Source organism: Streptomyces sp. NPDC049597 (genome assembly GCF_040675505.1).
Lineage (GTDB): Bacteria > Actinomycetota > Actinomycetes > Streptomycetales > Streptomycetaceae > Streptomyces.
Window position 1 is genome coordinate 20941 of record NZ_JBFAOY010000006.1, and the last position, 11922, is coordinate 32862.

At 73.5% G+C, this 11922-nt stretch carries 8 protein-coding genes; 4 read left to right on the forward strand and 4 right to left on the reverse strand.

What is annotated here, in order from left to right:
* Nucleotides 1-40: 40 nt before the first annotated feature.
* From AB0K02_RS09565 to AB0K02_RS09580, 4 genes are read right to left on the reverse strand one after another with little or no spacing between them, the layout of a single operon-like run.
* Nucleotides 41-1489 carry an AlkA N-terminal domain-containing protein gene (locus tag AB0K02_RS09565; RefSeq protein WP_365991787.1) on the reverse strand — a complete coding sequence of 483 codons (1449 nt, stop codon included), beginning with the start codon at nt 1487-1489 and terminating at the stop codon, nt 41-43.
* On the reverse strand, nt 1486-2796 hold the full coding sequence (locus AB0K02_RS09570) for an FAD-dependent oxidoreductase (protein ID WP_365991788.1): 1311 nt from the start codon (nt 2794-2796) through the stop codon (nt 1486-1488). Before AB0K02_RS09570 ends, AB0K02_RS09565 begins: the two co-directional genes overlap by 4 nt.
* Nucleotides 2797-2827: 31 nt before the next feature.
* A complete protein-coding gene (locus AB0K02_RS09575; RefSeq protein WP_365991789.1) occupies nt 2828-4252 on the reverse strand; it encodes an FAD-dependent oxidoreductase in 1425 nt (474 codons plus the stop codon).
* On the reverse strand, nt 4249-5703 hold the full coding sequence (locus tag AB0K02_RS09580) for an FGGY family carbohydrate kinase (protein WP_365991790.1): 1455 nt from the start codon (nt 5701-5703) through the stop codon (nt 4249-4251). Before AB0K02_RS09580 ends, AB0K02_RS09575 begins: the two co-directional genes overlap by 4 nt.
* A 508-nt stretch (nt 5704-6211) precedes the next feature.
* Here AB0K02_RS09580 and AB0K02_RS09585 point away from each other — a divergent pair.
* From AB0K02_RS09585 to AB0K02_RS09600, 4 genes are all read left to right on the forward strand, one after another.
* Nucleotides 6212-7213: a hypothetical protein gene (locus tag AB0K02_RS09585; protein WP_365991791.1), complete on the forward strand. Its 1002-nt coding sequence runs from the start codon at nt 6212-6214 to the stop codon at nt 7211-7213.
* A gap of 126 nt (nt 7214-7339) precedes the next feature.
* Nucleotides 7340-8908, forward strand: a complete 1569-nt coding sequence (locus tag AB0K02_RS09590; RefSeq protein ID WP_365991979.1) for an amino acid permease — start codon at nt 7340-7342, stop codon at nt 8906-8908.
* 119 nt (nt 8909-9027) lie between these two features.
* Nucleotides 9028-9459, forward strand: coding sequence for a pyridoxamine 5'-phosphate oxidase family protein (locus tag AB0K02_RS09595; RefSeq protein ID WP_365991792.1), 432 nt, complete (start codon nt 9028-9030; stop codon nt 9457-9459).
* Nucleotides 9460-10058: 599 nt separating this feature from the next.
* On the forward strand, nt 10059-11753 hold the full coding sequence (locus AB0K02_RS09600) for a S8 family serine peptidase (protein WP_365991793.1): 1695 nt from the start codon (nt 10059-10061) through the stop codon (nt 11751-11753).
* Nucleotides 11754-11922: the final 169 nt, after the last annotated feature.

Below are 11922 nucleotides of genomic sequence, written 5' to 3' on the forward strand. Positions count from 1 at the left end.
TTGGTGCCGCGATGTCCGTGCGGCTGCGGCGGGGTCCCGTCTACGGACGGCCGCCCTCTGCTCGCCGCAGGTGCTGCATGGCGTACGAGCGCCACGGACGCCAGCGTTCCGGGTCGGCGCCGGCCGGCAGCGCCGGGTCGTCGGGCAGCAGTACGTCCGGGTCCCCGAGGGCGTGCATGCGGATACGGGCGGCCGTCGCGGCGTCGATACCGGGGAGGGCGAGCAGACGGCGCTCGGTCTGCTCTCGGTCCGCGCCCGGGTCCAGGATGACGTCGCCGGAGGCGAGAGCGGTCGCCAGGGAACGCAGCGCGGGCGTACCGGTCTCCGTCAGGCTCTCGGCGCGTGGGAAGAGGCGGGTGAGGCCGCCGCTGGGGACGCCCAGCTCCTCTCCGTACGCCGCCACGAGTTCCGCCGCCGACGCACCGGCCACGACCCGGAGCGCGGCCTCGTGCGGGTCTGCCGCGCCCGGGGCGCGCAGGCCGGGGCGGGCCGCGACCAGCGGGGCGAGGACGGGGTCGGCGCCGAGGCGGTCCGCGACCGCGCAGGGGTCGGCGTCCAGGTCGAACAGGCGGCGCACGCGCTGCGTCGCCGTGGTCAGGTCGCGCAGGTCGGCGAGGTGCAGGCGGCACTCCAGCCAGCCGCCGGGACCCGGCCGTTCGGACACCTCGGCGACGGCGGCACCGCAGGGCAGGCGCAGGGTGCGCCGGTAGGTGCGCGAGCCGTCGTCGCCGACGACTTCCTCGACGCCCGGGACGGCGCGGGCCGCCAGGTGGTCGAGCATGTCGCGGGCGGCGTACGGGCCCCGGTAGGCCAGCCGCAGCGCAACGCCCGCTCCCCCGCCCTGCGGGAGGGCGCGCCCCGGGCGGGCGGACCGCAGCTCACTGGGGGTGGCGGCGTAGATCTCGCGGATGGTGTCGTTGAACTGCCGTACGCTCGCGAACCCGGCCGCGAACGCGATCTCCGCGGCCTGCAGCGTCGTCGTCTGCAGCAGGACGCGTGCGGTGTGACCGCGCTGCGCGCGGGCCAGCGCGATGGGCCCCGCGCCCAGTTCGGCGTTGAGCTGGCGCTGCACCTGGCGGGCGCTGTAGCCGAGGCGGGTGGCGAGTCCCGCGACGCCCTCGCGGTCCACGACGCCGTCGCCGATGAGCCGCATGGCGCGGCCGACGACGTCCGCGCGGACGTTCCATTCGGCGGAGCCGGGCACGGCGTCGGGGCGGCAGCGGCGGCAGGCGCGGTATCCGGCGCTCTGGGCGGCAGCGGCGGTGCGGTAGAAGGAGACGTTCCGGCGTTTGGGCGTGACCGCGGGGCAGCTGGGGCGGCAGTAGATGCCGGTGGTGGAGACGGCGAAGAAGAACACGCCGTCGAAGCGGGCGTCGCGGCTGGTCACCGCCTGGTACCTGCTGTCCTCGGTGAGAGCCCCGGTGTGGCCGTCCTCGGGCAGTGGCCGCGCGGGGCACCCGTCGGCCGTTCCGCCGCCGTCGATGGTCATGGGGCCAGTATCGGGGGCTCCGCGGTCCCCGGCTGGCGGAAATCGGACATGACGCTGACGCGGATCTCGCCGCCGTCCCGGTCCACGCCGCCGAGCCAGCCCGCCCACAGGTGGACGGCCCGGTCGGGCACGGCGGTGCCGAGCAGCGGTTGCCGGTGCAGCAGTCGGCCGCCCTGTTCCACGACGAGGACGGCGTGCGGCAGGCGTTGCGCCGTGCGCAGCAGGAAGCGGCCGTGCGGAGGCGGGGGGCCGGCGGCAGGGAGGAGGTTCGGGGTGATCCCCAGCAGCGGCGGCTCGCACCGGAGGCGCGGTCCCGTACCCGGCCAGGGTGAGCCGCCGAGGTGGCGCAGGACGGCCGTGGCGGCGTGCCGGCCCTCGTCGGCGGCCGTGGCGGCTGGTTCGGTCCCGCGCAGCAGGTTGCCCGCGGCGAAGACCCCGGGCCGTGCCGTGCGCAGGGCGGTGTCGACCGCCGGGCCACGGGTGGCGGGGTCGAGCGGTACGCCGCCGTGCCTGGCCAGTTCGTGGTCGGGGATCCAGTCGCCGGTGAAGACCACCGTGTCGCAGGCGATCAGGCGCAGGACGCCGTCCGGGCCGAGCAGCCGTACGCCGGTGAGCCTGCCGCGTCCGGTCAGCTCGGCGACCGTGGTGCCGGTCAGGACCGGGACGCGATGGCGCGGGGACTGCGGCGGGCCGTGCTCCCGGTCGGTGACGAGCGCGACGACCTGGGTGCCGGTCCCGCGCAGGGTGCGGGCGGCGGTGAGCGCGACGGGCTCGGAGCCGACGACGACGGCGCGGCTGCCGACGCGGCGGCCGAACCGGTGTGCACAGCGCAGGAGTTCACCGGTGGTGAGCACGCCGTCCGGCCGGGTGCCGGGGACGAGGCGGGCGCTGCGGGGGCGTTCGCGGGCGCCGGTGGCGAGGACGACGGCCCGCGCGGTGACCCGTTCCAGTCCCGCGGGGGTGGTGAGGTCGAGGGTGAGCGGCCCGGCCCAGTCGGTGACGGTGGCCGAGGTGCGCAGCACGGCCCCGGCCGCTGTGGCGGCGTCGACGAGGACGCGGGCGTAGGAGGGCCCGTCGAGAAGGCGGTGGCGAGGGCCGAAGCCCCGGTGGGGTGAGTGGCGGGGAATGCCGCCGGGATCCTGGTCGCGTTCGATGGCTTCGACCTTGCCCGCGCCGTGGGCGGCGAGCCGGGCGGCCGCGGCGAGGCCCGCCGGGCCGGTGCCGACGACGAGCACGTCGACAGCGCGTTCGCGGCGGCGCGGCTGCGGGCCGGCCGCAGCGTCACCGGCGAGCTCACGGCGGCTCATCGGGCTCCCCCGCGCGGGAGGTCACGGCGGCTCATCGGGTGCCCCCGCCCGCCGACTCGCCGGCGCGGTGGGCGTCGAAGAGGTCACGGACGGCGGCGCCGCAGAAGAACCCCTGGCAGCGGCCGCCGCGGGCGCGTGTGCGCCGCCGCAGACCGTCGAGTGACGCGGGAGGCAGCGTGCCGGTGAGGGCGTCGCGGATCTCGCCGCGGGTGACGCGCTCGCAGTGGCAGACGATCGTGCCGTACTCGGGGTCGGCGGCGATCAGATCGGTTCGCTGGTACGGGCGCGGGAACGCCTCGCCGATGTTGGGCATGCGCACGGGTTCCAGGGACCGGGCGGGTCCGGGATCGAGTCCCGCGTCGCGAAGCAGCCCCACGACGTACGCGGCGATGGCCATCGATGCGGTCAGCCCGGTGGAGCGGATGCCGCCGACGGTGACGTAACGCTGCGCGGAACGGGAGCGGATGCGGTAGTCCTCGTGCCCGGTGGCGGCGCGCAGTCCGGCGTAGACGGCGGTGACCTCCTCGTCGATCAGGTCGGGCAGGATGCGCCGGCCCTTCTCGCGGAGGAGTGCGAGTCCCTGCGCCGTGGAGCCGGTCGCCCGCTTGTCGTCGAGGTCCTCGGCGGTGGGGCCGAGCAGCACGTTGCCGTACACCGTGGGTGCGACGAGCACACCCTTGCCGAGCGCCGTCGGCACGGGCAGCAGGATGTGGCGGACGAGGGGGCGGGCGAGCTTGTCGTAGACGATCAGCTGGCCGCGGCGCGGGGTGACGGTGAAGTCGTCGTGGCCGAGCAGGCGGTCGATCTCGTCCGCGTGGAGCCCGGCCGCGTTGACGAGGTAGCGGGTGCGCAACAGGCCGCGTTCGGTGGACAGTTCGTGGACCGCTCCCCCGGTGACCGACTCCACCCGGCAGTTGAGGTGGAGGGCGACTCCGGCGCGTACGGCCTGGGTGGCGTAGGCGAGCGTCGTGGTCCAGGGGCAGATCACCGCCTCGCCGGGGACCTCCAGGGCGCCGAGCGCGCCGGGGCCGAGGCGCGGTTCGCGGCGGTAGGTCTCGGCCGCGTCCAGCAGGCGCGTGTCGTGGCAGCCGTTGCGTACGGCCTTGTCGGCGAGCCGGGGCAGGGCGGTGAGCTGCTCCTCGTCCCAGGCCACGAGGAGCGCGCCGACGGGTTCGACGGGGATGCCGCTCTCGGCGGCGTAGGCGGCGAGTCGGCGCTGTCCCTCGCGGACGAGCCGGGCCTCCAGGGAGCCGGGGACGGCGTCGAAACCGGTGTGGAGGATGGCGGTGTTGGCCTTGGACGTGCCGTTGCCCACGTCGTCGCTCGCGTCGACCAGGGCGGTGCGCAGCCGGTACCGGGCCAGTTCGCGGGCGATGGCGGCGCCGACGACACCGGCGCCCACGACGACGACGTCGTAGAGGCTGCCGGGCAGCTCGCCGCTGGTCGTGACGGTCATACGGCGGTTTCCGTCGCAGGCGAGCGCTCCAGCAGGGCGTCCACCTCGGCGCGGAAGCGCGCGAGCCGCTCGGCGGCCTGGTCGGCACCGATCCGCGGCTCGTAGACGGCGGACGGCGCCCACTGCGGGACGGCCTGCCCCGGTGTCAGTGCCGGGTCCGTGCCGAGGCGGGCCACGGCGCCGACGCCGAGGGCGGTCGCGTCGGGCAACGCCGATACCTCCACAGGCAGTTGGAGCAGGTCGGCCTGGGTCTGCATGAGCAGTGCGGAGCGGGTGAGACCGCCGTCCACGCGCAGCGAGGTGAGGGGGGTGCCGAGGTCGGCGGCCACGGCGTCGGTGAGCCCGGCCACCTGGGCGGCGATGCCCTCGCACAGGGCGCGGACGAGGTGCCCGGGTCCGGTGTCCAGACCGAGTCCGGTGAGCGAGCCGCGCAGATCGCCGCGCCACCAGGGTGCCGCGAGCCCTGCGAGCGCGGGGACGAAGGTGACGCCGCCGCTGTCGGGGACGGCGGAGCCGACCGGGTCGAGGTCGGCCGCGCCGGAGATGACGCCGAGGTCGGTGAGCCAGCGCACGGCGGACGCGGCCGTGTAGACCTGGCCGTCGAGGCAGTAGCTGGTGCGTCCGCCGAGCCGCCAGGCGACGCAGCTGACGAGACCGGTCGTGGCACGGCGGGGCGTCGGCCCGGTCTGCGCCAGCAGGAACGCGCCGGTGCCGTAGGTGCACTTGGCGGTGCCCGCTTCGGTGACGCTCTGGGCGAGCAGCGCGGCCTGCTGGTCGACGAGCAGGCCGGTGAGGGCGATGCCGGGGCCGAACGCGGTCGTGACGCCGACCGGCTTGTCCGCGTCGACGACTTCGGGGAGCCGTTCACCCGCGAGACCGAAGAGGTCGAGGGCTCGCGGCGACCAGTCGGTGGTGTCGAGGTCGAGGAGCTGGGTCCGGCCCGCGGTGGCGGCGTCGGTGACGAACGCTCCGGTGAGCCGGTGCACGAGCCATGAGTCGCTGGTCGTGACGACACCGTCGCGGGTGAGCTCGCGGCGGATCCACGCCATCTTCGGGGCGGCGAAGTAGGGGTCGAGCGGCAGTCCGGTCAGCTGCCTCAACTCTTCTGCGTACGGCGCGAGTTCGTCGCAGAGCGGCGCGGCGCGGCGGTCCTGCCAGACGATGGCGTCGGTGAGCGGCTCGCCGCTGGCCGGGTCCCAGGCCAGGACGGTCTCGCCCTGGTTCGCGAGGCCGACGGCCAGCACCGGTTCGCCCGCGCGGGAGAGCGCCTGGCGCCCGGCGTCGACGACGGAGGAGAGCAGCGCACGGGGGTCCACCTCGACACGGCCGCCGGGCCCGTAGCGCGGCGCGACCGGTGCGAAGCCGCTGCCGATGACGCCCCGCTCGGGGCAGACGACCAGCGCCTTCGTCCCGGACGTTCCCTGGTCGACGGCAAGCACAGGGCCTGTCACGGCCACCCCGTTCTCCGCTCGTAGAAACCTTGATCGACGTCTTGATCGCTGCCGAAGAGCGTGGTGCAGCCCGCCGTCCGCGTCAAGGTCCGACCGGCCTCCCCTCCCACGGATACATCAATCAACTCCTTGATCTGTTCGAGTGGTTGAGTAAGATCGGCGCGTCACGGCAAACGGAACGGGGGGCCGGCGCAGCTCCCCGTCGGTGTGACATCGCCTGCCGGCGTCCGGGCCGACCACCGGACGTCTGCCCCCGCACAACGGACGGCCGGTGCGCTGCCGGTCGTCCGGCTCCTCGCCCGCGGCGACCGGCCACCCCGGACGTCCCCGGTCCGCTGGACGCCGATGCCTCGCCGGACACACGCGCACGCCTCACCTCTCCCCATCTCCCCAAGAGGCCCCATGAGCTTATGTTCACCGCCCGAGCGCTGCCACGGACCGAGGGGACCGGAAGGGTCAGGGCCGTGACCGCCGAGCCCCGGACGGCCCGGCACGGGAGGACCGGCTGATGGCCGAGGACGACTTCAGGCCGGTGTACCACCCGGCCGGTCACGACGGCGGGCTCCGGGCCGCCCTCCAGGACCTGCGCACCGGCCGCTGGCTGGCGATGCGGAATCTGCTGGAGGACACGACGGACTGGGCGGTGTGGACCCAGCGGACGCAGGTGCTGGCCGCTGTCGCCGCCGGATCCGACACGGTCCAGGCATGGCGCGCGGAGGAGCCGGAGAGTCCCGCGGCGGCCGTCATGCACTGCCGTGTGGTCGTGGAGCGCGCTCTGCGGGCGCACCGCGAGGGGCATCACCGCACCGGCGAACTGTGGCAGGAGGGCTGGGAGGGCTGCCGTGCGGCGGCGCATGCCGCTCCCGAGGACCCGGTGCCCTGGGTGTGCCTGCTGGCCCTGGCGCAGCTCGACGAGGGGCAGCGGCTGGAGGAGCACCGCGCGGCGCCGCCGGGTCCGATGCTCTTCCCCGGCCCGTGGGGCCTGCTGGCCCAGGCGGACAAGCGCGATCCGCACAACCGCGAGGCGTACCACCGGATGCTGCAGTTCGTGTACGGCCGCCGGTCCGGGGGGCATCTGTCCGACGCGTTCAACTTCGTCCAGTGGGCGTCGTCATCGGCTCCGCCCGGGTCGGCGGTGAAGGTGCTCCCGCTGTACGTGCGGGTGGAGCGCTACCGCCGTGAACACGGCCACGAGAAGGCGCTCGACCTGCACTGGGTGACCGACGACGCGGCGCGGGAGGCGCGGGCGGCGCTGGCCGGATGGTTCGACGCTGCGGACCCGGCCCGCCGTTCGCTGCTTGACCTCGGTCATCTGGCGCACGCGCTGTGGGGTGCGCAGCAGTTCGCCGAGGCGGGCCGGGTGTTCGAGGCGCTCGGCCCGTACTACACGCCGCCGCCGTGGTCGTACCGCACCCGTGATCCCCAGGACGCCTCGCTGGCGAAGGAGGTGTTCCTGCGCGCCCGGTCCCGGTGTCTCACCGCGGCCCGGGAGACGCGCCCCGGTCCCTAGGGCCGAGTCCGCAAGGCGTCGCCCGTGCCTGGCGAGGCCGCCCCCCCGATCCGGCCTCGATCCGCCGATCCGCTCCCCCGTTCCACTCCGTGCATCGCCTTTTCCCCGGAGGTGTTCCCGTTGTCCGTGTCCCCGCCGTCGCCGCCGTCCCCGCCGCCCCCGCCGTCGCCGCCGCCCGCGACGGGCCGGTCCGGCTCCGGCCGGGTTCCGCCCAGGGACGAGGAGGAGCGGCTTCGCGAACTCGGCTACCAGCCGGTCCTCGCCCGCCGCATGGGCGGCTTCGGCAACTTCGCGATCAGCTTCTCGGTGATCTCCATCCTGTCGGGATGCATGACGCTCTACGGCTTCGGCCTGGGCACCGGCGGTCCCGCGGTGATGCTCTGGGGCTGGGCGGGCGTCGGGCTCTTCGTGCTGTGCGTCGGCATGGCGCTGGCCGAGGTCACGAGTGCGTACCCGACCTCGGGCGCGCTGTACTACATGGCGGACCGGCTCGGCGGCCGCAAGTGGGGCTGGTACACGGGCTGGTTGAACCTGCTCGGCCTGCTGGGCGCGATTGCCGGCATCGACTACGGCTGCGCCCTGTTCACGGGCGCCTTCCTCAATCTGCAGTGGGGCGTGGAGCCGACACCCGGCTCCACGATGCTGATCTTCGTATGCATCCTGCTGCTGCACGCGACGCTGAACCTGTTCGGTGTGCGGCTGGTGAGCCTGCTCAACTCCATCAGCGTGTGGTGGCATCTGGCAGGTGTCGCCCTGATCGTCGGCGCCCTGGCGATCGTCCCGTCCGACCACCAGTCGCCCGAGTTCGTCTTCGGCGAGTTCGTGAACGACACGGGCTGGGACAACCCGCTCTACGTGGCAGCGATCGGTCTGCTGCTGGCGCAGTACACGTTCTCCGGCTACGACGCCTCCGCGCATCTGTCGGAGGAGACGTCGAACGCCTCGGTCAGCGCGGCCAAGGGCATCGTCCGTTCCATCTGGGTGTCGTGGATCGCGGGTTTCGCACTGCTCGCGGGCCTGACCTTCGCCATCCAGGACTACGCGGGCACCCAGGAGACCGCGACCGGTGTGCCGCCGGCGCAGATCCTGATCGACGCGCTCGGCAGCGGCGCCGCGTCCGCCCTGCTGCTCGTGGTGATCGTCGCGCAGCTGTTCTGCGGCAACGCGGAGGTGGCGGCGGCGAGCCGCATGGTGTTCGCGTTCAGCAGGGACAACGCCCTGCCCGGTTCCGCGCTGTGGCGCAAGGTCAGCAGCCGTACGCAGACGCCGGTGCCCGCGGTGTGGCTGTCGGTGGGCTTCGCCTGTGTGCTGGCGCTGCCGTCGCTGTACTCGGCGACCGCGTACGGCGCGGTCACGGCGATCAACGTCATCGGCATCACCCCGGCGTACGCGATCCCGGTCTACCTCCGACTGCGGGCGGGTGACCGCTTCCGGCCGGGTCCGTGGAGTCTGGGCCGCTGGAGCAGGCCGATCGGCTGGGTCGCCGTCGTGTGGGTGGCGTGTGTGACGGTCCTGTTCTGCCTGCCGCAGTCGAGTCCGGTGACGGTCGACTCGATGAACTACGCCTCGATCGCGCTGGTGGCCGTGCTGGTCCTGGCCACCGTGTGGTGGTTCGTCGCCCGGCGTACGTACAGCACGCCCGCCGCGTACGGCAACGCCCGCGAGCAGGCGGAGATCGCGGAGAACATCGTCTGACGCGCAACGGGCCGCGTACGCCGGAATGACCGGCGTGGCAAGGGCGTTGGGGCGAAAGGCGCTCCGTTCCCGGAGTCCGACGTCTTCCGTGCTGTGCGTACCGAAGGAGTGAGTGTGTCGTGGCCCTCTCCCGTGACGAGCGTGAGCAGTTCCTCGCCGAACCCCATATCGCCGCGCTCGCGGTCGACTCGGGCGACGACGGCGGGCGGGCGCCGCTCACGGTGCCCATCTGGTACCAGTACGCCCCGGGCGGCGACGTATGGATCATGACGGGCCGCGACTCCCGCAAGGGGCAGCTGATCGCGCGGGCGGGGCGGTTCAGCCTCATGGTCGACCGTGTGGAGCCCACCATCCGGTACGTGTCGGTCGAGGGCCCTGTCATCGACACCGTGCCGGCCACGCGGGAGCAGCTGGTCGAGATCTCCGCCCGCTACCTTCCGGCCGAGAAGGTCGAGGGTTACGTCGACTTCGCCTGGAAGAACCACGGTGATCAGGTGGTCGTCCACATGCGGCCGCAGCACTGGCTGAGTTCGGACCTCGGCGACGTGTGAGCTCGTCTCCACAACGGCGACGTCGCCGGTGTGGAGACGAGCGGGCCGGGCCCCCTCGGCTCGGACAGAACGGGAAAGGGCAAGCCGCCCGTCGGCCACAGGCCGCGGGCGGCTGGCTGTTTCCCCGGCCGTTTCCCGCCCTTGACACCCCGTCCCCCTCCCTCCCCCTCGGGAGCGGCGAGGGGGACAAGGGTTTTCCCCGTATCGCGTTCACCTCAGGTTTTCCTACTGTCTGCCGCACCGGCAGATCCCGCCGACCCTGACTCGCGAGCTCCACGCCTTGCCTGTCAGGTGCATGCAGATCGGGCTCTGCCGGTACGGCCCCGAAGAGGGGGGCCGTCGTGCCGGCGGCGGCGCGCGGGCTACCCGGCCCGGGGAATCGCGGTAAGCACCCCCACACCGCGACCGCGGTTCCCGCGCCGCCCGCTCGGCGAAAGAAACCGTCATTCGAGAGGAACACCTTGAACGGTTCCAGGCGGAGACTCATAGCCGTCGCGGCAGCGAGCGCCACGCTCGCCGGCGTTGCCGCGACGACTTCCGTGGCGTTTGCCGCAACGCCAGCGACTCCCGCGCCGAAGCCCGCCCCGGCGTCGCAGGCGATGACCACCCCTCCGGCCGCGCCGGTGGAGAAGGTCATCGTCACCTACAAGTCCCAGGCCGCCGAGGCCACGTCCAACACGGCGGCCAGGAGCGACGCGGCCGAGAAGGCCGGGACGACCGGCGAGAGCCTGTCGTTCGAGCGCCGGCTCGCGGGCGGCTCGGCCCTGGTCGACCTCGGGGGCGAGGCGTCCACGAAGGACCTGGCCGAGGTCATGGACGCGTTCCGCGCCGACCCGCAGGTCGCCTCCGTGGAGGCGGACATCCGCGCCTACGCGATGGCCGTCACCCCCGACGACACCGAGTACGCCAAGCAGTGGGACCTCTTCGAGGCCACCGGCGGCATGAACGTGCCCGGCGCCTGGGACAAGACCACCGGCAGCGGCGTGACCGTCGCCGTCATCGACACCGGGTACGCGGCGCACACCGACCTCGCCGCGAACACCGTCGCCGGCTACGACTTCATCTCCAGCTCCACCGACGCCCGTGACGGCGGCGGCCGCGACAGCAACCCGAAGGACGAGGGCGACTGGAACGCCACCGACGGCGAGTGCGGCACCGGTTCGCGGGCAAGCAACTCCTCGTGGCACGGCACGCACGTCGCGGGCACCATCGCGGCGACGACGAACAACGCCAAGGGCGTCGCGGGCATCGCGTACGGCTCGAAGGTCCAGCACGTCCGCGTGCTCGGCAAGTGCGGCGGCTCCTCCTCTGACATCGCGGACGCCATCACCTGGGCCTCCGGCGGCTCCGTGCCGGGCATCCCGGCCAACGCGACCCCGGCGAAGGTCATCAACCTGAGCCTCGGCGGCGCCAGCAGCACCTGCCCGAGCATCTACCAGAACGCGATCAACGGCGCCGTCTCCCGCGGCACCACCGTGGTCGTCGCGGCGGGCAACAGCAACACCAACGCCTCCGGCTTCACCCCCGCCAACTGCGCGAACATCATCAACGTGGCGTCCACCAGCCGCGAGGGCAACCGGTCGTTCTACTCCAACTACGGCACCATCGTCGACGTCTCCGCGCCCGGCGGCGAGACCCGCCGCGCCACGGACACCCCCGGCACGGTGACCACCCCGGAGAACGGCATCCTCTCGACGCTCAACTCGGGCACCACCACCCAGTCGACCGAGAACTACAAGCCCTACCAGGGCACGTCGATGGCCGCCCCGCACATCGCCGGCCTCGCCGCGCTGCTGGAGTCCGCCAAGCCCACGCTGACCCCGGCCGACATCGAGTCCGCCATCAAGGCCAACGCCAGGCCGCTGCCCGGCACGTGCACGGGCGGCTGCGGCGCCGGCATCGCGGACGCGACCAAGACGGTGAACGCCGTCTCCGGCACCACCCCCGGCGGTTCGGTCTACACGAACACGAACAACGTGACGATCGCGGACAACTCGACCGTCACCTCGTCGATCGCGGTCACGGACCGCACCGGCAACGCCCCCGCCGCCCTCAAGGTCGACGTGGACATCAAGCACACCTGGCGCGGCGACCTGGTGATCGACCTGATCGCCCCCGACGGCACGGTGCGCAACCTCAAGGCGTCCTCCGGCTCGGACAGCGCCGACAACGTCCTCGCGACCTACACCGTCGACGCCTCCAGCGAGGTCGCGGCCGGCACCTGGAAGCTCCAGGTCCGCGATGTGGCCTCGGGTGACACCGGCTACATCGACTCTTGGAGCCTCACCTTCTGATCCACCCGATCGGATGCATCACCGCAGGTCACGGCGCGTTCCCGGCTTGATCCGGGGGCGCGCCGTCCGGCTGTGTAAGTCCAGACCTGTCCGCATGCCGGACGACGGGCCTGGACTGAGGGGACAGGGTTCGTATCCTCTGCTCGAACGGGCAGGGGGCCCGCGCACG